We start from the raw sequence: 25,024 nt of genomic DNA on the forward strand, positions 1-25,024 counted from the left end.
CACCATAAGGGCATCATGGCACTGGCGTCATCGCAAAGCCGAATGAACAGCGACAGCGACTGTCATCGGTATCACAAGCGGCCAGCGGGTAGAGCCATCAGCACGGGCGGGTCGGTAGGCCAGCGTTCAATGGGTTAGCCAGTCGATCAGCCCGGCGAAACTGTCGGTAGTAAACGTGGGTTGACTGGCCGCCAGCCGCTGGGGGGCGTGCACACCATAAGTCATGGCCACACGGTCCATCGACAGCCCCCTGGCCATCTCCAGGTCGTATTCGGTGTCGCCCACCATGACGGCTTCTTCCACCGGAACCCCGAACTCTGCAAGAAGCTCTTCCAGCATGCGTGGATGCGGCTTGGAGTGTGTCTCATCGGCAGTGCGACTGGCATGAAACCAGGCGCCGCTGCCGCTTTCGGCAAAGACCCGATCAAGCCCGCGACGACTCTTGCCGGTAGCGACCGCCAGTCTCGCCTCAGGGTACTCACGAAGCCTTGCCACCCCGGCTTCGACGCCAGGGAAAAATGACAACGGCTCGGCCTCGGCAGCCACAAAATGATGGGCATAGCGTTCACGCAACCGCTCGGCCTGTTCAGCCGTAATACCCGGGCACATCCGAGCAATGGCTTCCGGCAGACCGAGACCGATAATGTCGCTGACCGCCTCACCGCGCAACTCGCCCCAGCCTGCATCCCTTGCCGCCGCCTGCATGCAGGCGACAATTCGCGCCTCGGAATCCATCAGGGTGCCATCCCAATCAAAGATCACTAGTCGATAACGCATAACCTACCCTTGTCGCTTACCGATTTGCCCACATGAAGATACAGACCTCTGTTTCAGGATTGCTGGCGCGCCCGCTCCAACACGGCATTGAGCTCCTCGCCCAACGGCGCCTTGACGTGCACAGGGCGCCCACTGTCAGGCTCCGGAAAGGTCAGTGACGCGGCATGCAGGAAAAGGCGACCCAACCCCAATCGGCCGGCCAGCGCCTCCCCACTTCGCGTACCGTACTTGTCATCACCCAGAAGCGGATGACCGGCATGAGCGGCGTGGACGCGAATCTGGTGGGTACGCCCGGTAACCGGCTCAGCTTCGATCAATGTGGCGTTGGCAAAGGTCTCCCGCACGCCAAAGCGGGTACGAGAGACTTTTCCGGCCGGGTCGACGCGCACTCGGCGCTCGCCGTTACCGGCCTCGAAGCGATCCAGGCGAGCGCTAACGTAGTCACGCCGAGCCGGCCAGCGCCCCGCCACCAACGCCAGATACTGTTTATCCATCTTGCGCCCCTTGAGGGACTCATTAAGGGATAACAGGGCGGGGCGGGATTTGGCCAGCAGCAGACAACCCGAGGTATCGCGATCCAGACGATGCACCAGTTCAAGGAAATCCAGATCCTCGCGCACCTGACGCAAAGCCTCGATCAGACCAATCTTGACGCCACTGCCACCGTGAACGGCAAGTCCTGAAGGCTTGTTGATCACCAGCCACCCCGGCCCCTCGACCAACACACTGCCGGCCAGCAAGTTGCGCAGGTTGTCACTCACCTCACGCACCGCCACTTCCGGCGCCAGTCGCAGCGGTGGGACCCGCACCAAGTCATTGAGTTCGAGCCGATAATCTACCTTGACCCGTTTCTTGTTGACCCTGACCTCGCCCTTGCGAACGATCTTGTATATCAGCGCTTTAGGCGCTCCTTTCAGTCGGGTACGCAGGAAATTATCGATTCGCTGCCCTACCTGGCCCTCGGTGACCTCAATCCACTGTACTTCTCGCCCCTCGGCCATTCGTTACTCCGTCTCGACTGATCGTGTCTTGCGTTCAATTAATCCGCCCATTCTACCGCACCCACGCCATTGCTGCGCCAATTGCTGCTTTTGGGCATTGCTGGTATATTTCCAACTCGTTCGAATAGGGCCAATAGCGCCTCAAAACGCGCCTGCACATTAGACAAGCAGGCCAGAGCGACACGAATCTGGCCGCCAAGACGACTGCTCGAATCAGGGTTGCGGCGCCACTGTAAGAAGAAAGCGAAACTTGAACGCCACGCCCGGACCCCGGGCCGTACCCCAAGACGGGACGACCCGCAGGCCACGGGAATACTCAATAGCGAGCCGGAGGCCGGCGTTGGCGAATCGATGTATGCCAGGTGTCTGGCGGTTGTCAGCGGGGCCGGCAGGGCGTTATGCCCGCCGAAACATGTCTCGCCACCGTCGCGTACTCAACATGATCACGCTCGAACAGCCATGGGACCTACCCACTGCCCGAGCCGGGCGCACACGCATCCGCGACATGCGCTGAGCACAAGCACGCAGCACCCAGAGGTTCGCCTTCGTCGACCGCTTAAGGGCGCCATCCGGTGCGCGACTGCAAGCGAGACAACATGAAACGGATGCTCATCAACGCGACCCAGCCAGAAGAGCTGCGGGTCGCACTGGTCGATGGACAACGCCTGTACGATCTGGACATCGAGTCCGGTGCCCGGGAACAGAAGAAAGCCAATATCTATCGCGGCAAGATCACCCGCGTAGAACCCTCCCTTGAAGCCGCCTTCGTCGACTTCGGCGCTGACCGCCACGGTTTCCTGCCCCTCAAGGAGATCTCCCGCGAGTACTTCAGCAAGGAGCCCAGTGGGCGCCCCAATATCAAGGAAGTACTCAAGGAAGGCCAGGAAGTCATTGTTCAGGTCGATAAAGAGGAGCGCGGCAACAAGGGCGCCGCTCTGACCACCTTTATCAGCCTGGCCGGCCGCTTTCTGGTCCTGATGCCCAACAATCCTCGCGCCGGCGGCATCTCTCGCCGCATCGAAGGCGAAGAGCGGGCACAGCTAAAAGAGGCCATGGGCCAGCTCACCCTGCCTGACAAGATGGGTGTGATCGTGCGCACGGCGGGTATCGGCCGCTCTTCCGAAGAGCTGCAGTGGGATCTGGACTACCTGGCACAGGTGTGGGAATCGATTACCGAGGAAGCCGGCAAGCGCCCCGCGCCCTTCCTGATCTATCGGGAATCCAACGTCATCATCCGCGCCATGCGCGACTACCTGCGCAACGATATCGGCGAGGTCTTGATCGACAGCCCCGAGGTGCATGAAGAAGCCCTGGCTTTCATCCGTCAGGTCATGCCCTCCTACCAGCAGAAGATCAAGCTTTACGCCGACGAAGTGCCGTTGTTCTCGCGTTTCCAGATCGAATCCCAGATCGAGACGGCTTATCAGCGTGAAGTAAAACTGCCCTCGGGCGGCTCGATCGTCATCGACCATACCGAGGCACTGGTCTCGATCGACATCAACTCGGCGCGCGCGACCCGCGGTAGCGACATCGAGGAAACCGCGCTGCAGACCAACAGCGAGGCGGCCGACGAGATCGCTCGTCAGCTGCGCCTGCGCGATATCGGCGGCCTGGTGGTCATCGATTTCATCGACATGAGCCCGGCGCGTAACCAGCGTGAAGTCGAGAATCGCATGCGCGATGCCCTCAAGCTCGATCGCGCCCGCGTCCAGATCGGCCGCATCTCACGCTTCGGCCTGATGGAGATGTCGCGCCAGCGTCTGCGCCCATCACTTGGCGAGACCAGCGGCGGCGTCTGCCCGCGCTGCGACGGGCAAGGCACCATCCGTGACGTGCGCTCGCTGTCACTTTCCGTCATGCGCCTGCTCGAAGAAGAGGCGATGAAGGAGCGCAGCGCCCAGATCCGCGCCATCCTGCCGGTACCGGTTGCTACCTATCTGCTCAATGAAAAGCGTGCTGTACTCGCCGAAATCGAGCGCCGCCAGGGTGTGCGTCTGCTGGTACTGCCCAACCCGGAGATGGACACACCTCACTACGACGTTCAGCGCCTTCGCGATGACCACGTCGACGATGACGACTCGATCAAATCCAGCTACGAGCTGCCCACCGATAGCGATGTCGGCAAGGAACAGGATGAAAGCATCGCCAAACCGGTGCAGCGCGCCGAAGCCGCGGTCAAGAGTGTCGTCCACACGGCACCCGCCCCTTCTTCACTGAAGGAAGAGCCTGCGGCTCCCGAAACCAAGGCGCCCACGTCGACAGCCAAGGCAGCGATCGTCGAGGAAAGCGGTGTCATCTCTCGCTTGTTCAAGGGCATCAGCAAGCTGCTCGGCAGCGGCGAAAGCTCCTCCGCGTCGACGGACACGCAAGCAGGTAGCCAGACCGGCACCCAAACCAGCGGCAATAAGCAGCAGACGGAAACGTCTCAGGCCAGCGATCGCAGCGACGATCAGGACAGCGAATCACGCCAGGATCGCACCAACCGTGGCGGTCGAGGTGGACGCGGGGGCAATAATAACCGCCGCGGCCGTGACGACAACCGCAATCAAGGCAACAAGAAGCCTGATAACCGTGGCGACGGCAACAGTGATAACCGTGATACCAAGGCAGAGGGTCGCAGCGACGGCAACCGCCAGGGCGGCAATCGCGGCCGCGGACGCCAGGATGACGATCGTCGTCAGCAGAAGCCTTCTGCCAAGGGCCAGGGTGAGAAGCCCCAGAATGACAAGCCCCAGAGCGACAAGCCCCAGAACGACAAAGGCCAGAACGACAAGCCCCAGGGCAATAACACGCAAGGTGACAAGAAACCCAACCAGGGTGAGCGCAAGGACAAGCCCCAGCAGTCCGAGAAGAAGCCTCAGCCGGCCGATAAGTCTAACCAGGTCGACCAACCTGCCAAGGAAATCGCCAAGAGCGATGGCAAACCCAAGCGCACGCGCAACAATCCGCGTAACCGGACGCGCAAGCAGGCGCTAAACCCGCAGGCCGAAGCGGAACAAAAACGTCTGCAAGCGGAAGCACAGCAGGCTGAGTCAGCGCCTGAACAGGAAGCGCCAAAAGCCGAGGCACCGAAGCAAGAGGCCCCGAAGCAAGAAGCGCCGAAGCAAGAGGCACCGAAAGCAGAGGCTCCGAAGCAGGAAGCGCCCAAGGCAGAGGCCCCGAAGCAGGAAGCGCCCAAGGCAGAGGCCCCGAAGCAGGAAGCGCCCAAGGCAGAGGCCCCGAAGCAGGAAGCGCCGAAGCAAGAGGCACCGAAAGCAGAGGCTCCGAAGCAGGAAGCGCCCAAGGCAGAGGCCCCGAAGCAGGAAGCGCCCAAGGCAGAGGCCCCGAAGCAGGAAGCGCCGAAGCAAGAGGCACCGAAAGCAGAGGCTCCGAAGCAGGAAGCGCCGAAGCAAGAGGCCTCGAAGCAGGAAGCGCCGAAGCAAGAGGCGCCGAAGCAAGAGGCCCCGAAGCAAGAGGCCCCGAAGCAGGAGGCCCCGAAAGCAGAGGCTCCAAAAGCAGAGGCTCCAAAAGCAGAGGCTCCAAAAGCAGAGGCTCCGAAGCAGGAAGCCCCGAAGCAGGAAGCCCCGAAAGCCGAAGCGCCGAAGCAGGAAACGCCGAAAGCCGAGGCACCAAAGCAGGAAGCCCCGAAGCAGGAAGCGCCGAAAGCCGAGGCACCAAAGCAGGAAGCCCCGAAACAGGAAGCGCCGAAGCAGGAAGCCCCGAAGCAGGAAGCCCCGAAAGCCGAAGCGCCGAAGCAGGAAGCGCCGAAAGCCGAGGCACCAAAGCAGGAAGCCCCGAAGCAGGAAGCCCCGAAAGCCGAGGCACCAAAGCAGGAAGCCCCGAAACAGGAAGCGCCGAAGCAGGAAGCCCCGAAGGCCGAGGCCCCGAAGCAAGAGGCTCCGAAGCAGGAAGCGCCGAAAGCCGAGGCACCAAAGCAGGAAGCCCCGAAGCAGGAAGCGCCGAAGCAGGAAGCGCCGAAGCAGGAAGCGCCGAAGGCCGAGGCGTCAGAAGCCGATGCCCAGCAGCCCAAGGCGCGTCGCCGTCGCCGCGCTCACAACGACCCGCGCGAGATCCGTCGTCGTGAGCAACAAGGCAAGACGGAAGATAGCCAGTCCTGATCGGCAGGCCCGGGGAGACCCGGGCCATCACTGACAGGTAGCCAAAAAAACGCCCGCGGACTCGGTCCGCGGGCGTTTTTTGTGCAAGAAATCTGGCTTCTGCTTATTCGATGAACCCTACCATCCGGGGCTCCCGTTCCAGTTCCACGCCAAAGTGTGTCTTGACCTTAGCGGCAATGCTGTTCGCAAAGTCAATCAGGCCCTCGGCATCTCCCCCACCATGATGGACCAGCACCAGTGCCTGGCGGTCATGCACGCCGAAGGCGCCCTCGCGACACCCCTTGAGCCCACACTGATCGATCAGCCAGCCGGCCGCCAGCTTGTAATGGCCACCGGGCTGAGAAAAGTGCGGCATGTCAGGATAGTGCTCGAGTAGCCGTTGCATCAGACCGGCCTCAACCACCGGGTTCTTGAAGAAACTGCCGGCATTGGCAAGCACTGTGGGGTCGGGAAGCTTCTCTCGGCGAAGCGCGCAGACAGCCTTGGCCACTTGCAGCGGTGTGGGATCAGCGCCCACACGGCTTTGCAGGTCGCCATACCCCAGGCGTGGAGATGCTTGAGTGGTCAGACAAAGCTCCAGGCGGGTAATTACCACCTGGCCATCCAGGGCTCTCTTGAAGATGCTATCACGGTAGCCAAAAGTGCAGTCGACGGCCTCGAGCACCTGCTCACGACCATCGGCCAGATAGACCAGATGCACGCGCTCCAGGACATCCGCGAGTTCGGCGCCATAGGCACCGATATTCTGGATCGGGGCTGCACCACACTGGCCGGGAATCAGTGCCAGATTCTCGATCCCCCACAGGCCCTGCCCGGCGAGGGTCATGACCAGCTCATGCCAGTTCATGCCGGCATCGACATGCACCCTCACCCGCTGATCATCGAGCGTCTCGCAGCGGAAGCCGGCGAATTCAGGGCGGATCACCAAGCCAGGCAACCAGTCGCCCAGGATCAGGTTACTGCCCCCACCCAGGACCGTGATCGACCAACCCGCCTCACGGGCATCAGCCAGGATCGCGGCGAGCTCATCAGGGGTCGAAGGCGCCGCGAAGCGCTCGGCCACACAAGGCAAGCCAAGCGTATTGGCCCTGCTGAGATCGTGATGCGCGTGCCAGACGAGACTCACGACGCAGCGCCCAGCCGCTTACGCAGATCCTCGACCAATCCATCGGCGGCAGCCTCAACCAAGTCAAGCACCTCACCGAAGCCATCTTCAGCGCCATAGTAAGGATCAGGCACGGCTTCTCCTTCTCGCCCGGCGAAATCGAGGAACAGCCCTACATGAGCATCACAGCCCTTGGGGCGCATGGCCGAAAGGTCGGCCAAGTTGCCGTGATCCATGGCCAGCAAATAATCGAAGCGCTCGAAATCGGCTCGGTCGAGCTGGCGTGCCCTGATAGCGCTGAGGTCAATCCCGCGGCTCGCGGCGGCCGCAGTAGCGCGGCGATCCGGCGCCTTGCCCACATGCCAGTCGCCGGTACCGCAGGAATCGATGGTCACACGCCCAGCAAGCCCTGCCTCCTCAAGTTTATGTCTCAGTATGCCCTCGGCGGTCGGTGAACGACAGATATTGCCAAGACAGACAAACAGCACGCGCATCTCAGCGCTCCTTGTGGTCGGGTTGAGTGCCTTCATGTGACCTGCTATCGGATACTGGCGGCATGGCGGCATCGGCAAACAGCGCTCGCACGCGTTCAAGATCGTCTTCGGTATCCACACCTGCGGGATGCGGCTCGCTGGCAAGGGCGACCTGAATACGATGGCCGTGCTGCAGGGCACGCAGCTGCTCGAGCTGCTCGAGCTGCTCCAGCGGCGCGGGCGCCCAGTGGCGATAGGCGGCCAGGAAGCTGGCACGATAGGCATAGAGCCCGATATGGCGTAGCCAGGCATCGTGTTCGAGCAGTGCCGGCCGGCTAGCGAAGCTCTCTCTATCCCACGGGATGGGTGCGCGCGAGAAATATAGCGCGCGACCCGTGAAATCACGCACCACCTTGACCACGTTGGGGTTGAACAGCATGTCGACATCGCTGATCGGCTCGCCCAGGGTCGCGATGGAGGCCTCAGTGTCTTCTTCGAGTCGAGTGGCTACCTGATCGATCAGGCTTGGCGGCAGCAGCGGCTCGTCGCCCTGGACATTGACCAGGATGGCATCCTCGGCGAGCCCCAGGCGCTTAGCCACCTCGGCGAGTCGGTCGGTGCCGGAGGGATGATCGGCGGCGGTCATCACCACCTCGGCGCCCGCCGCTTCGGCCACCTCACGAATGCGCGTATCGTCGGTGGCAACCACCACCCGGCTGGCCTGGCTGGCAAGCGCCTGGCGCCAGACTCGCACCACCATCGGCTCGCCGGCGATATCGAGCAACGGCTTGCCGGGCAGGCGACTGGAGGCGAAGCGCGCCGGGATCACCGCGACGAAATCGCTCATGCCGGCCCTCCTGCCTCGCCGCGATTCGGCGCGCCAGACTTGCCCAGTTTCTCGTCGACGCCCATGACCCGGGCTTCCTCGGTCAACATGACCGGGATATCATCACGGATCGGGAACGCCAAGCCATCGAAGTGACACTTGAGCTCGGCGTTTTCACGGTCGTACTTGAGCTTGCCCTGGCACTGCGGACAGACCAGCATGGCCAGCAATTCCTTATCCATCATTGTCTTTCCCCTTGCGGGACACGCGTCAGCGCGTCGAGTTGGATGGCAAACCATTCGATGAAGCCTGATGAAGGCCGGGCTTCGACGTCCAGCGCCCAGCAGCGCGTATCGGCGAAGCCTCGGCACTTGACGGCGTCTTTGGCGGTCATTATCACCGGCGCTTCATCATCAAAGGACAGGTCCTGGGACGTAAAGCGATGGTGGTCGGGCTTGGGATGCGGCATCACCTCGAGCCCCAGCCCCTCGAGAGTAGCGAAGAAGCGCGGCGGATTGCCGATGCCCGCCAGACCGTGAACCCGGGAGGCGAAGGGCAAGGGCGACAGCGGCAGACGCACATCGTCGCTGAGACGACGCCAGACCACTGGCGCAAGCGTCATCTGATAGCGCTGCGCCGCCCCCTGACCACCAGCTATCGCATCGGGGTCGGCGCCATTGACCACCAGCGCATCAATGCTTGCTAGCCTCGAGAGCGGTTCGCGCAACGGACCGGCGGGCAGGCAGCGACCATTGCCAAAGCCCCGCTGACCGTCGACCACCACCAGCTCCATATCACGGCCAAGCGCCAGATGCTGAAGGCCATCATCACTGATCAGAATATCGCAGCCCTCATCGAGTAGTCGCTCGGCTCCGCGGGCCCGCCTGGGATCGACCATCACCGGCACACCCGTCTGCGCCGCCAGCATCAAGGGCTCATCACCACAGATCTCGACTGGCGTCGTCTCAGTGACCCGCAGCGGATAATCGGCGCTCTTGCCGCGATAGCCACGCGACAGAATGCCCGGGCGATAGCCCTGCTCGCCAAGATATCTTGCCAACCACGCCACCAGCGGTGACTTGCCGGTACCGCCAAGGGTCAGGTTGCCGACCACGATGACCGGCACGCTCAGCTGATGAACCGCTCGTCTGCCAGACCGTGCCTCGGCCAGACGACGCGTCACCTGGCGGCAATAGATTGCCTCTAGCGGTCTCAGCAGAGAAAGCCAGGCGGCATCGCCGTACCAGGCATTCAAGAGTGCCTCACCAAGACGTTCAGTGAACCGACGCCACCGTTTCATGGCGCGTCCTGAAACTGCAGCTGGTGCAAGGCTGCGTAAGCGCCACCTCTGGCGATCAATTCCGCATGACTGCCCTGCTCGACGACCTCGCCCTGCTCCATCACCAGGATGCGATCCGCACGCTCGATGGTAGAGAGCCTATGAGCGATAACAAAGGTAGTGCGCCCGCGACACACCTCTTCAAGCGCCTGTTGAATATAGCGCTCAGACTCGCTATCCAGCGCCGAGGTCGCCTCATCGAGCACCAGCAGCGGCGCATCCTTGAAGATTGCACGCGCGATCGCCAGCCGCTGTCGCTGGCCACCGGAGAGCATCACCCCATTGTCGCCTACCGGCGTGTCATACCCTTTAGGCATCTCCATGATGAAATCATGGGCAAAGGCGGCACGGGCCGCGGCTTCGATAGCGTCCTGATCGGGGTCATCGACACCATAGGCAATGTTCTGACCAATGGTGGTGTTGAAGAGGGTCACCTGCTGGGAGACCAGTGCGATCTGGCGCCGTAGTGGCGACAGCTTGAAGTCATCCAGCGCCACGCCATCGAGCGTAATCGCGCCTTGCGTGGGTCGATAGAAACGCGGCAACAGATTGACCAGCGTCGATTTACCGCTGCCGGAACGCCCAACGATCGCAATCATCTCACCGGGCGCTACCTCAAGCTGAATGCCCTTGAGCACCTCATTCTCGCCGTCGGCATAACTGAAGCGCACGTCATCGAAGCGTACTCGCCCTTTCAGCCGCTCCGGCTCGGTCGTTCCCTGATCGGGTTCAGTCGGCTCCTCGATCAGGCCGAACAGCTCGCCGGAGGCGGCGATGCCCTTCTGAATCGCACTGTTGACGTCGGTCAACTGGCGCACAGGCTTGGCCATCAATGAAGCCGCGGTGATAAAGGCCACGAATTCGCCTGGCGTCATGTCATCAAGCAATGCCGGTGACATGGCGAGCCAGACAAGCCCCGCCAGCGCCAGCGCCACCAACAGCTGAATCACCGGCGTGCTGATGCCCTTGGTCAGCGCTTCCTTCATGCTCTGGCGACGATTTTCATCGCTTGCCTGAGCGAAGCGACGCTTTTCATAGGCTTCGGCCCCATGAGTGCGTACTACCCGATACCCGGACAATGCCTCCGACGCCACATGCGTGACATCACCCATGGAACGCTGGATACGCTGGGACAGGCGCCGGAAGCGCTTACTGGCGTAGCTGACCACCAGCGCAATCAGCGGCGTGACCGTCAAGAACACCAGCGTCAGCATTGCATTGGTCCACAGCAGGTAGCTGAGCAGACCGATCACGAAGAGACCTTCACGCAGAATTACGGTGATGGCGTTGCTGGCGGCGCCTGTGACCTGCTCGACGTGATAGGTCACCCGCGAGACCAGCTGACCGCTGGAGTGCTCGTCGAAGAAGCGTCCCGGCAGATGCAGCATGTGGTTGAAGACATCGCAGCGCAGCGCATGCACCACATTACGAGCTACCTGACTCATGAAGTAGGTGCCGAGAAAGGTCCCCAGCCCGCGAGCGGCGAACATGCCGACCACGAAAAGCGGCAGGAAGAGTCGAAACGCCGCATCCGGATTCTGGATGCCATCGATCAAGCGCTTCATCATCTCGGCGAGGGCCGTGCTTGACGCCGCATAGATGGCATAGCCGACCACAGCCAGCATGAAGGAGCGCCAATAGGGCCTGACATAGTCGAGCAGGCGTTTGTAGAGAGCCCATCCTGAATCGTAGGTCACAGTGTCTCCGCTTGATTGGTAGGATCGGTTGCCTTGCGGGTGGCGATACGTACACGGGTAATGCCCTGAGCGGACGCCTGGTCGAGAGCGGCCACCACGCGGCTGTGAGCGACTCTCCCATCGGCTTCGATGACCAGGCCATGGGCCCTGGCATCTTCTGCCCGGGACGACAGTGCCGTCGCCAGGTCATCCTGTTCGACGGTTGTATCGCCAAGCTGATAGTCACCGGCGGCGGTGATCGAAAGCACCACAGGCGCGGTATCGGCCGGCGCGGCACTGGTGCTTTCGGGGAGTTCGATTTCAAGTGCCTGGCGGGTTTCGAAGGTGGTCGACACCATGAAGAAGATCAACAGCAGAAACACCACATCGATCAAGGGTGTCAGATTGATTTCCACCGGATCCCGGCGACGGCGCGGAAACTTCATGCGCTGCGCACTCCTCGACCGGACGCCTCGTCACGCTCGGTCAGATTCAGCTCGCCCGGGTGGTGCGCCAGAAAGTCCACCAGCTGACTGGCCTGCTCTTCCATGCGAACGGTGATATCTTCGACCCGACGCTGGAAGAAGCGATGAAACATCAGCGCCGGAATCGCCACCGTCAGGCCGGCGGCGGTCGTTACCAGCGCCTGGGAAATCCCGCCGGCAAGGTCTGCGGTGCGCCCCGGGCCTTCCGCACTGACCAGCACCGAGAAGACCTCGATCATTCCGATCACGGTACCCAGCAAGCCGATCAGAGGGGTGATCGCGGCGATGGTGCCCAGCGGGCTCAGGAAGCGTTCCATATCGTGGATCACCGCGACGGCGGCCTGCTGCAGGCGAGCGCGCACCTGATCATGTCCGAGGCGGGTATTGCGAAGTCCGGCGGCCAGCACCCCCCCAAGCGGTGAATGGCTTTCCAGCCAGTAAAGGTTGACCTGCCCTTCGGCGACCAGAGCACAGACCTCGCCCCCCAGCCCCGCCGGTGCGATGCGTGAGGCCCGCAGCGTCCAAAGCCGCTCGATAATGATCACGGTAGCCACCAGAGAACAACCCAGTAGCGGCAACATCAGCCAACCACCGACTTCCAGAGCGCCGAGCATATCCATACAAGAGTCTCCCTAATGCCATGACCGCCGGAGACGCCATCGGCCGTCAGTCTAGGGACGCGATTCTACCCCATGGCAGCCGCCATCGACACCACGGCGCCAGCTCGGCTGGCGTTCCGCCATCAGCACGGGCGTCACGCCCGGCGTCATGGTGAGTGTCACCGCCCCGTCGAGCGCAGTATTCCAAAGACAGCTGCCTTGTCTGCGAAAACGGCGCACCACCTCTGGAGCCGGGTGACCGAAGCGATTGTCGCGACCCGCGCTGAAGATGACCTGAGAAGGGTTCGTCGCCGCCACGAAGGCCGGCCCGGAACTGGTGAGGCTGCCATGATGCCCGGCGATCAGTACATCGATCTGCTCGGGCAAGCTAGGCAGTAAACGATGTTCCACCGCTCGCCCGGCGTCACCGGTGATCAAGATCGCCTGATCACCAAGACGTACCAGCAGCACACAGGAACGATCGTTCGCGGACAGCGAATCGAGCGGACCTGCCGGCGGCCAGAGTACCTGGAAGACGACACCGCCACTTGTCCAGCGCTGTCCGGCGACACAGGCCTTAGATGAATGCCCGATGCGCTCCCCTCTCGGCGCTAACCACTCACCTACCCTATGCTCGGCAAGCGCCGCCACGCCACCGGCATGATCCTGATCACCGTGACTGACGATAACTCGTGAGAACATCTGTCCGGCGGGCCAGAGACCGGCCAGCGGCATGAAGCCAGAGACAAAGCGTGGTCCGGTATCGTACAAGACGCGCGTTTCCCGTAGGTCCTCGTGGGCACCGTCTTCAAGGGCATCCAGCATGCGATCTCGATTGCCGTTACCGGGATCAGCCGCGTGGCCAGGGTGGGGATATGTCCTGAGCTCGATCGCCTGCCCCTGGCCGACATCGTAGACGTGCACACGCAGACTCCCCGCCACCGGCGTCGGTGCATCGAGGCTGAAAGGGACGACCATCAACAATAGTGAACTCGCCCCCCTCAGCGACCGCGACAAGGCCGGCAACCCCCAGACCAGGGCAAGACCCGAAAGGCACAGCGCCACCGGTAACCGCTGCCAGATCGGCAGCACCTGCTGGGGAATGGCCACAACCGCCTCGTTCAAGCCGGCATGCAACACGACCGCCAGCGCCTCGAACACCCCCCAACAGGCATAGGCCAGTGCCGGCACCATGCTCAATGCCCAGCCCAAAAGGCCCAATGGCACCATCAGCATACTGACCCAAGGCACCGCCAGCAGGTTGATGAAAGGCGCGGACGGGGCCAGCCGCCCGAAGGCGATCACCACGGCAGCGGCCATCATCGGTGAAAGCAGAAGCTGGGTGCGAATCAGCGCCCAGGCCCACCCTTTCAGCCCCTGGGGTCGGGTCCGCCCCTGCCAGATCATGATCAGCCAGGCGACCGCCAGAAACGACAGCCACAGGCCAGGCCGCCATAGTGAGAGAGGATCAACCAGCACGACCATCGAAAGCGCCAGCCACCAGGCTTGCCAAGGACCGGGGGCATGGCGACCGCAAGCGACCCAGAGGCCGACCAGGGTCATGATCAGGGCGCGAAACGCAGGCGGCTCGAGACCAGAAAGCCAGGCATAGCCGCTTGCCGCCGCACCGGCCAGCACCCAGGGCCAGATGGCCATGCGCCAACGTCCCGGCGTCACGCATCGGGCCACCCCACGCATCAGCCACAGCACACAGGTCGCGACCAGTCCTACATGAAGACCCGACACCACCACCAGATGCGTGGTGCCGCTGGCATTCAAGAGCGCCCAATCATCATCATTGAGCCGCTCATCAGCGCCAAGCGTCAGGGCTGCCAGCCAGCGACGGCCCACACCTTCAGGGTAATGGCTGTCGAGAAACGAAAGGGCCGTTTGGCGCAGCGAATCGGGCGCGGCGCCCATGCGTTCAGGGGGCGGTGCATGGCGCACGTAACCTGTCGCCCCCAGCCCCTCGCGCCACAACCAGGCGCGATAATCGAACGTGCCCGGGTTGGAGAAGCCTGACGGCGGACGCAATCGGGCCGTCAGGCGCCAGCGCTCTCCTACCGCCAAAGCTTTGCCCCCATAGACCGACAGGCGTACCTCATTGAGCGCGTCACAAGCCGGCAGGCCGGGGTTCAACGGATGACAATCATCAACGGTCAAACGCAGGCGACTCGCCGGCTGACCCGCTTGGTAGGCGGTGACCCGTCCCTCGAGCCGCAGATCCTCTCCTATCAGGCCTCGCGGCAGCTCGGCGCCTCGCGCAAGCAGGAGTGCCGTGCCAACCAGCGTTGCCACGACAAGGAGCAATAACGCCAATCGTGAGCGCGGAAGGTACACAAGCAGGAGAAGCCCGGCGATTCCCCAGGCTGCAAAGAGTCCACCAGGAGCCTGGATGGCGAGTCCGGCGCCTGCCATGGCGGCAAGCGCCAAGGGCATACCAAGACCGCTGCGCATGGCGGTATACATGACAGTCTGCGGCCCTCCCTGGCCCTGCCATCCCCTCGTCACGGCCGAAGCCGTGGCGAGAGACATGCCTTGTATGGATAATGGCGACGGATTGCGTGATCCATACCATCCATCGCCTGCGAGCCTGCCATGCCGCGCCGCTTCCTACAGCGCTACATGCCCCATCCCGATGCCCTCAAGGGTAATCGCTCGCTGCGTTTCATGCGCCATTTGATCGGCGATGCCTCACTATGGATGCTGTCACGCCGTGCTGTCGCCAATGCCTTCATGGTCGGCATATTCTGCGCCCTGCTCCCGATTCCCTTCCAAATGGTGTTCGCCGCTGGCGGGGCCTGCCTGCTGCGCTGCAACCTTCCTCTCTCGATTGGCCTGGTGTGGATCACCAATCCGCTGACCATTCCGATCATCTTCTACGGCAACTATCGCCTGGGCACCTGGCTGCTATCCACTCCGCCTCGGGCGGCGCCAGACACTCTGTCCACTCAGTGGGTAGCCGAGCAGCTGGTCGACATCCTGCCAGCGCTGGCGCTTGGCTCGCTGGTCGCGGCGGTGGTGGCTGGCCTTGCCGCAAACGCAAGCATTCGCCTGATCTGGCGCTGGCAGGTCTCGCGTAGCTGGAGCCGCCGCAAGAAGCGTCGCCTGCGGGCCACGCACTCCGGAAAAGGCCGCGATGAAGAGTACCGGTGACGGCGCCGGCCGCATGGCTTGCGCTGATCCTCCACTGATCAGCATCAGCAAGGCCGCCACCGTCCCCAAAGCGGTCTAATCGAGGGTCAGTTGGCCGTTATCCAGTTTCATCACCCGGTCCTGATGCGCCGCGAGACCGGTGTCATGGGTCACCACCACGAAGGCACAGGCAGTAGTCCTTGCTAGATCGTCCATCATCGCAAGGATGCTGGCCGCGGTTGTCTGATCAAGATTGCCGGTAGGCTCGTCCATCAGCACCAGGCTTGGGTCGGTAATCAATGCCCTTGCAATCGCCACCCGCTGACGCTCTCCCCCGGACAGCTCCCCCGGCTTGTGGTCACCTCGCTTGGCCATGCCGACGCGCTCGAGGATCTGGGCGGCACGCCTACAGGCGTCCTTGCGCGACTGGCCACGCACGATCAGGGGCAGCGCCGCGTTTTCCAGGGCTGTGAGCTCAGCCAACAAGTGATGGAACTGATAGACGAAACCGATGTGGCGGTTGCGAAAACGTCCCAGCTGGCTCTCGCCTAGTTCAGCCAATGATTGCCCGGCCACCTTGACGGTTCCAACAGTGGGACGGTCCAGGCCACCCAGGAGGTTAAGCAGTGTGGTCTTGCCTGATCCCGAGCTGCCTACCACCGCCACGCGTTCGCCGGCACGCACGTCAAGATCCAGGTTCTCGAGCACCGTCACATCCTGAGGCCCTTCGTGATAGGTCCTCGTCAGTCCCTGGCACTCGAGCAGCACCTGCCCCGCCTTGGGGGCGGCACGCTCCTCGGTCATGATTGTCTCCTTGCTCATCGAGGGCCTCATTCGTAGCGCAGCACATCGGCCGGCTGGATGCGCGAGGCACGCCAGGCCGGGTACAGGGTGGACAGGAAGGTCAGCACGAAGGCCGCCGTGGTGATCACCCCCACATCGGACCAGTTCAGGCGGGACGGCAGGTAGCTGATGAAATAGACATTAGCGTCCAGGAAGTGGATACCGGTGGCCGACTCGAACCAGGCGATGAGATCGGCAATTGTCAGCGCCAGCGTTACCCCGATGCCAAGCCCCATCAGGATGCCGATGATACCAATCGCCAGCCCCTGCACGATGAAGATGCCCATGATCGAGCCAGGCGTCGCGCCGATGGTGCGCAGGATGGCAATATCCGCCTTCTTGTCGGTCACCACCATGACCAGTGTCGAGACGATGTTGAAGGCGGCCACCGCGATGATCACGGTCAGGAGCAACCCAATCATGCGCTTCTCCATCTGGATCGCCTGGAAGAGGTTGCCGTGGGTCCGCGTCCAATCAATACCGCGATAATTGGGCCCCAGCTCGTCGATGATCTCGCGTGTCTCGCCATGGGCGGCGAACAGATCATCGAACTCCAGCCGCAGTCCTCCTACGGCATCCCCCATTCGTGCCAGGGTCTGCATGTCGTCGATATGCGCATAGGCAAGGCTGGCATCCAGGTCGGCGCCGACACTGAACATGCCGCTGACATTGAAACGCTTGAGTCGCGGGAAAACGCCGCCCGGGGTAATCGACGCTTCGGGAACCAGTAGGGTGACACGATCACCGACCCCGACGCCCAGCCGTTTGGCCAGCAGTTCACCGAGCACGACATTCCACTCCCCGGCTTTCAGGTCATCGAGGCTGCCCTGAACCATGTTCTCATCGATGATCGATACCTTGGCTTCGGCGTCAGGGGCAATGCCATTGACCATGGCCCCTTCGTTGCGCCCGCCGATCGAGAACATGCCTTGCTGCTGCACATAGGGCGCCGCCCCAATGACCCGTTCACGCTGCGTCAACCGCTCGGCCAGCGGCTGCCAGTCGGTCATGCCCGACGGTGCCTCGATGCGGGTGTGGGGCACCATGCCCAGCACCCGAGACCTCAGCTCGTGATCGAAACCGTTCATCACCGACAGCACCAGGATCAGCACGGCGACGCCGAGCATCAACCCAAGCATCGAAGTCAGGGAAATAAAGGAAATAAAGTGATTGCGTCGCTTGGCGCGCACGTAGCGCAGTCCAAGCATAATTGGCAGACGGTCGAGCATCGCGATCGGTTCCTTGTCAGCGGGCGCTCATGGTACGGTTTTTTGCCTGGCGACGCATGTGCGACACCAACAGCAAGGCGGTTCTCTTTGGGCGTAGCCCTTGCATCCCGGTAGCGCTGCCCCTACATTGCGCCGTCCCCGGGGCAAGGCCCCGACGAGCATACCCGTGAGAAGACTGCGATGGCTAACCGCTTGTTCCCCGAATGGCACCCACAGGATGCCGTGCAACTGACCTGGCCGAGTGCTCACAGCGACTGGGCCTCCATGCTGTCACGTATCGAAGCCACACTCGAGCACATGGTGATCGCCATCGCCCGCTATCAAGGCGTGCTGATCAGTGTGGCCGATGACGCCACCCGTACGCGCCTTGCGGCGACCTTTAAGCAACTCGGCGTGCCTGGTACCCGGCTTAGTCTCCGTGTCGTATCAAGCGATGACACCTGGGCACGGGATCATGGCCCCATTGGCATCGAGCGCGACGGACACCTCACCCTTCTGGACTATCGCTTTACCGGTTGGGGGGGCAAGTTTCCCGCCACGCAGGATAACGCCCTGAACCAGGCCCTGGCGGAGCAGGGTGTGTTCGCCGTCCCTCTCATCTCCCGTGAATGGATCCTCGAAGGTGGCGCCATCGAGAGCGATGGTCAGGGCACCCTTCTGACCACTGAAGCCTGCCTGCTCAACGAGAACCGCAACCCGACACTCGACCGGGCGGCGATAGAGTCACGGCTGGCCGAAGATCTCGGCGCGCATCGCGTACTGTGGCTCGCACATGGGCACCTGGAGGGCGATGATACCGATAGTCATGTCGACACCCTGGCACGCTTCTGTGACCCACAGACCATCGCCTACGTGCGCTGTGACGACCCCACGGACACTCATTACGCAGCACTGGCCGCCATGGAAGATGAGCTGAGAGCATTGCGACAGGCTGACGGCACGCCGTACCGGCTGATCGCCCTGCCCTGGCCGCGACCCTGCTGCGACCCCGAAGACGGCCATCGCCTGCCAGCCACCTACGCCAATTTTCTGATCATCAACGGTGCCGTACTGGTGCCGACCTATGGCGATGCGGCTGATAGCGTGGCGCTTAGCGCCCTGGCAACGGCTTTTCCCGAGCGCGATCTGATCCCCATCGATTGTCGCGAGGTCATCCGCCAGCACGGCAGCCTGCACTGCCTGACCATGCAGCTGCCCAAGGGTAGCCTGAGTGCCTCTCTCTTTGACGACGCCGACGACCTTCAGGAGTGATCATATGAACAAGACGCTCACCGTTGGCCTGGTCCAACAGCAGGCCTGGCCCGACAAGACCAAGAGCCTGAACGAAACCGAGGCGGGTGTCCGCGCGCTTGCGGCAGAAGGCGCAGAGCTTGTGTTGCTCCAGGAACTGCATGCCAGTCACTATTTCTGCCAGTACGAAGACCCGGCCGTCTTCGACCTGGCCGAGCCTTTGGATGGCCCCACCGGCCGCCGATTGGCCGCGCTGGCCGCCGAACTCGACATCGTGCTGGTGGGCTCGCTGTTCGAGCGGCGAGCCGCCGGGCTCTACCACAACACCGCCGTGGTCTATGACCGGGCGCAAGGAGCCGTTGGACACTACCGCAAGATGCACATACCCGATGATCCCGGCTTCTATGAAAAGTTCTATTTCACCCCGGGAGATGCCGAAGGCGTCAACGCCCTTGAGCCATTGGGCGGCTTCGCCCCCATCGACACCTCAGTGGGGCGTCTGGGCCTTCTCGTCTGCTGGGATCAATGGTACCCGGAAGCGGCCCGACTGATGGCGCTCGCCGGTGCTGAGCTTTTACTCTACCCCACCGCCATCGGCTGGACGCCCTCGGATGAGGCCGATGAGAAGATCCGTCAGAAAGATGCCTGGACCCTGATCCAGCGCGCGCATGGGGTAGCTAACGGCCTGCCGGTCGTGGTCGCCAATCGCGTCGGCCACGAACCCGATCTCAGCGGCATCAGTCAGGGTATCGACTTCTGGGGTGGCAGCTTCATCTGCGGCCCCCAAGGCGAGCTGTTGGCCCATGCCGGCGAAGAAAGCCAGCGACTGCTGGTCGAGGTCGACATGGATCGTGCCGAGGACACCCGTCGTATCTGGCCCTTCCTCCGCGACCGCCGCATTGATGCTTACGGCGACCTGACGCGGCGCTTCAGGGACTAAACGCCCAGGCACCAGGAGCTACACCGCGCCCGATCAAACAAACGCCCCCGCCAGGCATCCTGGCGGGGGCGTTTGTTTTTGGCACTCGACAACTGGCTATCGCCAACTGAGCGCAATCAACCCTGAAGCAAGCCCTTAAACAAGAACTGAGCTTCAGGCGTAGGCCGACTGAGTCTTACTTGAGACCAGAGTTACTTCCAGAAGTCACGAATCGAGGCGATCCCCTGGGATCCCACGCCGCGGGCGTGGTTGGCATCGTGGCGCGTCATGCCCCCCAGCGCGAAAACCGGCATGGCAGCCGTTTCGACCAGTTGCTGAAAATCGTGCCAGCCAAGCGGCGCCGTCTCAGGGTGGGTCGGCGTGGTGCGTAGCGGCGACAGCGTCACGAAGTCGCAACCGATGCGGCCAGCCTGATCCAGCTGTTCCTGATTGTGAGTCGAGGCCGACTGCCACTTGCCCTGAGCCAGCGGGCGACGCTCGAGGTTCATCAATCGCTCGCTGGTCAGGTGAATGCCATCAGCGTCGATCTCATGCAAAAGCTCGGGCTCGCCATTGAGCTGAAGGCGAGCACCATGCTTGCGGCACAGCGCCAGAGCCCCTTCGGCGCGGGCCAGATACGCTTTCCGATCGAGCTGCTTGGCACGCAGCTGCACCAGACGCACCTGATCCTCGACCAATGCCCGCTCGAGCTTGGTGAAGAAAACATCGTCGTCGTCTTCTTCGCCGGTGATCAGACACTCGGTGGGCAGGATCACCGCCCGCAGGATCGGCAAGTTGGCCGCCGGGAAGGGATAGTTGAAGAGGTCTTCCTTGTTGACCCAGCGCACGGCCTGACCCTCGCGGCCGAACGGTTCGCCGGCGAAGGCATGGACCTGCCACACATCGAGCAGAATATGCTTGTCGGGATATTCGTGATTCACCCGAATCAGCGGCTGAGCGCGATGAATCTCGACGCCAAGCTCCTCATGCAGCTCGCGCTTCAGGGCCTCGAAGCCAGTTTCATAGGGGGCCAGCTTGCCGCCAGGAAACTCCCACAGGCCGCCCTGATCGACATTGGAGGGGCGGCGGGCGATCAACACCTGAACCTTATCCTCGCTGACGATGGCGGCGGCAGCCACATGTACCCTTCTCTTGACCATTGTGTGTATTACCTTTCAAACATGAAGAACGCGTAACCCATGACGCGCCCAGGCGCGCCATGGCGACAACCAGTCAGACCTAGCTGCGATAATCGGCATTGATGGAGACATAGTCATGGGACAGGTCGGAGGTCCAGACAGTGGCGCTGGCCTCCCCGCGTCCCAGACGAATGCGGATGCGAATATCTTCCCTCGCCATCACGTCACTGCCGGCTTCTTCCGTGTAGCCGGCGGCACGGCCACCCTCTTCGACCAGGCGCACATCGCCCAGGTCGATGACGATACGCTCAACGTCGAAGTTCTCGACGGGCGCACGCCCGACAGCAGCCAGAATACGGCCCCAGTTGGCATCAGAGGCATACAGGGCGGTCTTGACCAGTGGTGAATGTGCCACTGTAAAGGCCACGTCCAGGGCTTCCCGGCGAGAGGTGGCCTCTTCGACATCGAGGGTCACGAACTTGGTCGCTCCCTCACCATCACGGATAATCGCCTGCGCCAGCTCGACCAATACCTCATCGAGCGCAACACGAAACGCCTCGAGGGCCGCACTGCTTTCGATTCTCGGACCACGGCCCGTGGCCACCAGCATGCAGGCATCGTTGGTGGAAGTGTCGCTGTCCACGGTAATGCAGTTGAAAGAACGGCCAACGCCGTCTTGCAACAACGACTCAAGCCGCGCCTGAGAAATAGCGGCGTCGGTGGCCACGAACCCAAGCATGGTCGCCATGTTGGGCTGGATCATGCCCGACCCCTTGCTGATACCGGCGATGGTCACCGTCTCGCCATCGATGGTGATCGTACGCGTGGCACCCTTGGGACGCGTATCGGTGGTCAGGATACCCTCGGCAGCGGCGTCCCAGCCGTTTTCACTCAGTGCCTCAAGTGCCTGAGGCAGTGCCCCCAGCAAGCGCTCCATGGGTAACGGCTCGCCGATCACGCCGGTGGAGAACGGCAATACCGCCTCGCCCTCGACGCCGGTCAGACGTGCCAGCTCGTCACAGCTAGAGATGGCATCGCGCAGGCCAAGCGCCCCGGTACCCGCATTGGCATTGCCGGTATTGATCACGAAATAACGCGGTGCCAGGTCCTTTTCACAACGGGCCGCCAGATGGCGTTTGGCTACCTGTACCGGCGCCGCGCAGAAAGCATTGAGGGTGAAAGTACCAGCGACACTTGCCCCCTCAGGCACCTCGATTACCACCAGATCGCGACGCCCCGGTTTCTTGATACCCGCACTGGTGGTGCCCAGGCGCAGCCCTTCTATCACCGGCATCTGCGGAAAGACCGCTTCACCCACTGCCATGCATCTACTCCTCGTTCGTGGCAGGCCGGCGGCGCTTCACGCCGCCGGCCTCTATCAGCTCAGTGTGCCGTGGCACTGCTTGTACTTCTTGCCGGAGCCGCAGGGACAGGGATCATTGCGGCCGACTTTGGGGCCTTCACGCCGTACCGGCCGCCCGTCAGCACCCTCTGCCGCTGGCTGGTCGGCTGACGCTTCAGCAGTGCTCGCTGTGGCTTCGTCATGCCGAGTGGCGACGCCAGCCTGCTCGCGGGCCAAGGTTTCACGCCGCTGCTGTTCAAGCTCCTCGACTTCTTCCTGACGGTGCACCTGAACATGGCTCAGGATGCGGGTGATGTCGGATTTGATGTTGCCAAGCAGCCCCTGGAAGAGTTCAAAGGCTTCACGCTTGTATTCCTGCTTGGGGTTTTTCTGGGCATAGCCGCGCAGGTGAATGCCACGACGCAGGTGGTCCATCGACTGGAGGTGCTCTTTCCAGCGGGTGTCCAGCACCTGGAGCATCACCTGCTTTTCGAAACGCCGCATCAATGGCTCACCGACGGCAGCCACCTTGTCCTCATACAGCTTGCGATGTGCCTCATGCAGGCGCTCGCGCAGCTGCTCCTCGCTGAGTCGAGCATCCTCGGCCGACCATTGGGTCACCGGCGTATCAAGGTTGAACTCGGCCTTGAGGTGCGTCTCGAGTCCCGCCAGATCCCACTGCTCAGGTAGGCTCTGCGGCGGCACGAAACCACTGATGGCCTCATCCATCACTTCGGTGCGAATCCCCAACACGTTCTCGGAGACATCCTCGGCCTCGAGAATGTCGTTGCGCTGCTCGTAGATCACGCGACGCTGGTCGTTGGCCACGTCATCGTACTCGAGCAACTGCTTGCGGATATCGAAGTTGCGTCCCTCGACCTTCTTCTGGGCGCGCTCGACGGCATTGGAAACCATCTTGTGTTCGATGGCCTCGCCTCGTTCGAGACCCAGCGCCTGCATCAGTCGCTGAACCCGGTCGGAACCGAACAGGCGCATCAGGTTATCTTCCAGTGACAGGAAGAAACGGGTCGAACCGGGGTCGCCCTGACGACCCGAACGGCCTCGCAGCTGATTGTCGATGCGGCGCGACTCGTGGCGCTCGGAGCCGATGACATGCAGGCCACCGGCGGCCAACACGGCATCGTGACGTTCCTGCCAGGCATCCTTGATGGCCTGCACCGCGGCCTCATCGGGATGATCGAGTTCGGCGACCTCGGCCTCCCAACTACCGCCCAACATGATGTCGGTACCGCGGCCGGCCATGTTGGTGGCGATGGTCACCGCACCGGGACGACCGGCCTGGGCAATGATCTGTGCCTCGCTCTGGTGCTGCTTGGCATTCAACACGCTAAAGGCCATGTCCGCCTTGCGCATCAGTTCGGCCAGATACTCGGATGTCTCGATGGAAGCGGTACCCACCAATACCGGGCGACCCGCCTCGGTCTCGGCCTGCACATCCTTGATGATCGCCTCGAACTTCTCCTCGCCGGTCAGATAGACCAGGTCATTCTGGTCCCGACGGATCAACGGCCGATTAGTCGGGATCACCATCACATCCAGGCCATAGATCTGGCGGAATTCGAAGGCCTCGGTATCGGCGGTGCCGGTCATGCCGGCGAGCTTCTCGTAAAGACGGAAATAGTTCTGGAAGGTGGTCGAGGCCAGCGTCTGGCTCTCGCGCTGCACGGTGACCCCTTCCTTGGCCTCGACGGCCTGGTGCAGACCCTCGGACCAGCGACGGCCGGGCATACTGCGCCCCGTGTGCTCGTCGACGATGACCACCTGGCCATCATCGATGATGTAGTCGACATCGCGCTGGTAGAGGTGCCGCGCCCGCAAAGCGGAATGCATGTGCTGAAGCAGATTGAGGTTCTGGGCCGCATATAGCGACTCATCCTCACCAAGAAGCTCTTCACTCCTCAGCAGCGCCTCAACCTTATGGTGACCTTCTTCGGTGATTTCGACCTGTTTCTGCTTCTCATCGAGAACGAAATCACCATCGGGCGGCACCTCATCATCTTCACTCTGCTCGCCACGCACCAAGTCGGCAGACAGACGGTTCATCACCTTGTAGAGCTCGGTGTTTTCTTCCACCGGGCCGGAGATGATCAGCGGCGTGCGCGCTTCATCGATGAGGATGGAGTCGACTTCATCGACGATCGCATAGTGCAGACCTCGCTGGACCTTGTCCTCAAGCGAGAAGGCCATGTTATCGCGCAGGTAATCAAAGCCGAATTCGTTGTTGGTGCCGTAGGTGATATCACAGGCATAGGCCTGGCGTTTGTCGTCACCGTCCTGCCCCGAATAGATGGACCCGACCGTCAGGTCCAGGCGCTCATAGAGCGGGCGCATCCACTCGGCGTCGCGCCGGGCCAGGTAGTCGTTGACCGTGACGACATGAACGCCCTTGGCAGGCAGTGCGTTCAGATACACGGCCAATGTCGCCACCAGCGTCTTGCCCTCACCGGTCTTCATCTCGGCAATGCGACCCGTGTTCAGCGCCAGACCACCGATCATCTGAACATCGAAATGGCGCATGCCCATGACGCGTTTACTGGCCTCACGCACCACTGCAAACGCTTCGGGCAGCAACGCATCGAGCGTTTCCCCTGCCGCTAGACGATCGCGAAACTCGCGGGTCTTGGCCTGTAGGCTGGCATCATCGAGGGTCTCGAAATCCGCTTCCATGGCATTGATCTTTTCAACGACCTTGCCTAGGCGCTTGACCTCGCGATCGTTCTTGGAACCCACCACTTTGCGTAATAAGTTATTGATCATGAAACGTCCGTTCTCTACCAAGTATCCCAAT

Annotated in this window: 20 protein-coding genes; 4 read left to right on the forward strand and 16 right to left on the reverse strand. The window is 62.2% G+C overall.

The window, feature by feature from the left end:
* Nucleotides 1–126: 126 nt before the first annotated feature.
* Both HF027_RS07160 and HF027_RS07165 read right to left on the reverse strand, forming a co-directional pair.
* Entirely contained in the window at nucleotides 127–777 is a 651-nt protein-coding gene (locus HF027_RS07160; RefSeq protein ID WP_168014245.1) for an HAD family hydrolase, read from the reverse strand.
* A 53-nt stretch (nucleotides 778–830) separates the two neighbouring features.
* Entirely contained in the window at nucleotides 831–1,778 is a 948-nt protein-coding gene (locus tag HF027_RS07165) for an RluA family pseudouridine synthase (protein WP_168014247.1), read from the reverse strand.
* Between the two features lie 596 nt (nucleotides 1,779–2,374).
* Here HF027_RS07165 and rne point away from each other — a divergent pair.
* Nucleotides 2,375–5,875, forward strand: coding sequence for a ribonuclease E (gene rne, locus HF027_RS07170; RefSeq protein WP_168014249.1), 3,501 nt, complete (start codon nucleotides 2,375–2,377; stop codon nucleotides 5,873–5,875).
* Between the two features lie 103 nt (nucleotides 5,876–5,978).
* Here rne and murB read toward each other — a convergent pair whose 3' ends face one another.
* The 9 genes from murB to HF027_RS07215 are packed head-to-tail and all read right to left on the reverse strand — an operon-like array spanning nucleotide 5,979 to nucleotide 14,847.
* Complete coding sequence (murB, locus tag HF027_RS07175) at nucleotides 5,979–7,001, reverse strand: UDP-N-acetylmuramate dehydrogenase (protein ID WP_168014251.1); 1,023 nt, start codon at nucleotides 6,999–7,001, stop codon at nucleotides 5,979–5,981.
* Nucleotides 6,998–7,474 carry a low molecular weight protein-tyrosine-phosphatase gene (locus HF027_RS07180; protein WP_168014253.1) on the reverse strand — a complete coding sequence of 159 codons (477 nt, stop codon included), beginning with the start codon at nucleotides 7,472–7,474 and terminating at the stop codon, nucleotides 6,998–7,000. The genes murB and HF027_RS07180 overlap by 4 nt, the downstream gene beginning before the upstream one ends.
* A 1-nt stretch (nucleotide 7,475) precedes the next feature.
* Nucleotides 7,476–8,300, reverse strand: a complete 825-nt coding sequence (gene kdsB / locus HF027_RS07185) for a 3-deoxy-manno-octulosonate cytidylyltransferase (protein WP_168014255.1) — start codon at nucleotides 8,298–8,300, stop codon at nucleotides 7,476–7,478.
* Nucleotides 8,297–8,521 carry a Trm112 family protein gene (locus HF027_RS07190; protein ID WP_168014257.1) on the reverse strand — a complete coding sequence of 75 codons (225 nt, stop codon included), beginning with the start codon at nucleotides 8,519–8,521 and terminating at the stop codon, nucleotides 8,297–8,299. Before HF027_RS07190 ends, kdsB begins: the two co-directional genes overlap by 4 nt.
* A complete protein-coding gene (lpxK, locus tag HF027_RS07195; protein ID WP_168014259.1) occupies nucleotides 8,521–9,579 on the reverse strand; it encodes a tetraacyldisaccharide 4'-kinase in 1,059 nt (352 codons plus the stop codon). Before lpxK ends, HF027_RS07190 begins: the two co-directional genes overlap by 1 nt.
* Complete coding sequence (gene msbA, locus HF027_RS07200) at nucleotides 9,576–11,315, reverse strand: lipid A export permease/ATP-binding protein MsbA (protein ID WP_168014261.1); 1,740 nt, start codon at nucleotides 11,313–11,315, stop codon at nucleotides 9,576–9,578. Before msbA ends, lpxK begins: the two co-directional genes overlap by 4 nt.
* The gene (locus tag HF027_RS07205) at nucleotides 11,312–11,740 is read right to left on the reverse strand and encodes an ExbD/TolR family protein (RefSeq protein WP_168014263.1); all 429 of its coding nucleotides are present in this window, start codon (nucleotides 11,738–11,740) and stop codon (nucleotides 11,312–11,314) included. The genes msbA and HF027_RS07205 overlap by 4 nt, the downstream gene beginning before the upstream one ends.
* Nucleotides 11,737–12,399, reverse strand: a complete 663-nt coding sequence (locus HF027_RS07210) for a MotA/TolQ/ExbB proton channel family protein (RefSeq protein ID WP_209316419.1) — start codon at nucleotides 12,397–12,399, stop codon at nucleotides 11,737–11,739. Before HF027_RS07210 ends, HF027_RS07205 begins: the two co-directional genes overlap by 4 nt.
* Nucleotides 12,400–12,450: 51 nt before the next feature.
* Nucleotides 12,451–14,847, reverse strand: coding sequence for a DNA internalization-related competence protein ComEC/Rec2 (locus HF027_RS07215; RefSeq protein ID WP_245184576.1), 2,397 nt, complete (start codon nucleotides 14,845–14,847; stop codon nucleotides 12,451–12,453).
* Between the two features lie 129 nt (nucleotides 14,848–14,976).
* Between HF027_RS07215 and HF027_RS07220 the strand changes: the two genes are divergently transcribed.
* Nucleotides 14,977–15,534 carry a DUF2062 domain-containing protein gene (locus HF027_RS07220; protein WP_168014265.1) on the forward strand — a complete coding sequence of 186 codons (558 nt, stop codon included), beginning with the start codon at nucleotides 14,977–14,979 and terminating at the stop codon, nucleotides 15,532–15,534.
* A gap of 75 nt (nucleotides 15,535–15,609) precedes the next feature.
* Here HF027_RS07220 and HF027_RS07225 read toward each other — a convergent pair whose 3' ends face one another.
* Nucleotides 15,610–16,335 carry an ABC transporter ATP-binding protein gene (locus HF027_RS07225; protein ID WP_245184578.1) on the reverse strand — a complete coding sequence of 242 codons (726 nt, stop codon included), beginning with the start codon at nucleotides 16,333–16,335 and terminating at the stop codon, nucleotides 15,610–15,612.
* 8 nt (nucleotides 16,336–16,343) lie between these two features.
* The gene (locus tag HF027_RS07230; RefSeq protein WP_168014267.1) at nucleotides 16,344–17,585 is read right to left on the reverse strand and encodes a lipoprotein-releasing ABC transporter permease subunit; all 1,242 of its coding nucleotides are present in this window, start codon (nucleotides 17,583–17,585) and stop codon (nucleotides 16,344–16,346) included.
* Nucleotides 17,586–17,765: 180 nt separating this feature from the next.
* Between HF027_RS07230 and HF027_RS07235 the strand changes: the two genes are divergently transcribed.
* Nucleotides 17,766–18,836 (forward strand): agmatine deiminase family protein, encoded by a 1,071-nt coding sequence (locus tag HF027_RS07235; protein WP_168014269.1) that lies wholly within the window; start codon nucleotides 17,766–17,768, stop codon nucleotides 18,834–18,836.
* 4 nt (nucleotides 18,837–18,840) lie between these two features.
* On the forward strand, nucleotides 18,841–19,755 hold the full coding sequence (locus HF027_RS07240; RefSeq protein ID WP_168014271.1) for a carbon-nitrogen hydrolase: 915 nt from the start codon (nucleotides 18,841–18,843) through the stop codon (nucleotides 19,753–19,755).
* A gap of 191 nt (nucleotides 19,756–19,946) precedes the next feature.
* Here HF027_RS07240 and HF027_RS07245 read toward each other — a convergent pair whose 3' ends face one another.
* The 3 genes from HF027_RS07245 to secA all read right to left on the reverse strand — a co-directional run bounded on the left by HF027_RS07245 (nucleotide 19,947) and on the right by secA (nucleotide 24,993).
* Complete coding sequence (locus HF027_RS07245; protein ID WP_168014273.1) at nucleotides 19,947–20,894, reverse strand: Nudix family hydrolase; 948 nt, start codon at nucleotides 20,892–20,894, stop codon at nucleotides 19,947–19,949.
* A 79-nt stretch (nucleotides 20,895–20,973) separates the two neighbouring features.
* Nucleotides 20,974–22,197: a bifunctional glutamate N-acetyltransferase/amino-acid acetyltransferase ArgJ gene (gene argJ, locus HF027_RS07250; RefSeq protein ID WP_168014275.1), complete on the reverse strand. Its 1,224-nt coding sequence runs from the start codon at nucleotides 22,195–22,197 to the stop codon at nucleotides 20,974–20,976.
* A 54-nt stretch (nucleotides 22,198–22,251) separates the two neighbouring features.
* Nucleotides 22,252–24,993, reverse strand: coding sequence for a preprotein translocase subunit SecA (gene secA / locus HF027_RS07255; protein ID WP_168014277.1), 2,742 nt, complete (start codon nucleotides 24,991–24,993; stop codon nucleotides 22,252–22,254).
* Nucleotides 24,994–25,024 lie beyond the last annotated feature (31 nt).

Source organism: Halomonas salinarum (genome assembly GCF_012062845.1).
GTDB lineage: Bacteria > Pseudomonadota > Gammaproteobacteria > Pseudomonadales > Halomonadaceae > Onishia > Onishia salinarum.